1 rRNA gene is annotated in these 519 nt (G+C 50.1%); it reads left to right on the forward strand.

What is annotated here, in order from left to right:
* Positions 1-250: ribosomal RNA gene (locus tag ACFO8Q_RS18455) — 23S ribosomal RNA — on the forward strand; the annotation flags it as partial.
* Positions 251-519 lie beyond the last annotated feature (269 nt).

The raw sequence follows: 519 nt of genomic DNA on the forward strand, positions 1-519 counted from the left end.
CTTAGTACGAGAGGACCGGGATGAACCGACCGCTGGTGTCCCAGTTGTTCCGCCAGGAGCATAGCTGGGTAGCCAAGTCGGGACGGGATAAGCGCTGAAAGCATCTAAGCGCGAAGCCCCCCTCAAGATCAGACTTCCCACACGGTCAACGTGGTAAGATCCCCTGAAGAAGACAGGGTAGATAGGCTGGGTGTGTAAGCACGGTGACGTGTTCAGCTGACCAGTACTAATCGATCGAGGGCTTAATCTAACAAACACCCCAAAAAGTGACGATAAGCTGCGAAGCTTATTCCGAGTACTTTTCGGGGGCCCCGGAAAGTAATCTGGGGAAGTTGATTCCCATGCGCGACTCATATTCGCATCCGGTTTTCAGGGAGCAAACAGGAATAAGGGTGTTTCGGGGACTTATTTACAGTTTGAAGCAAGCTTTTTCTCAAATAACGGCTTTTAAGGTTCTTATTTGGGTGGTTTTCAGCTGTGTGGGGTGCAAACCCCTGAAATAAAGGTCTCAAAATCCCT

This window comes from Effusibacillus consociatus (genome assembly GCF_042652925.1).
Classification (GTDB): Bacteria; Bacillota; Bacilli; order Tumebacillales; family Effusibacillaceae; genus Effusibacillus; species Effusibacillus consociatus.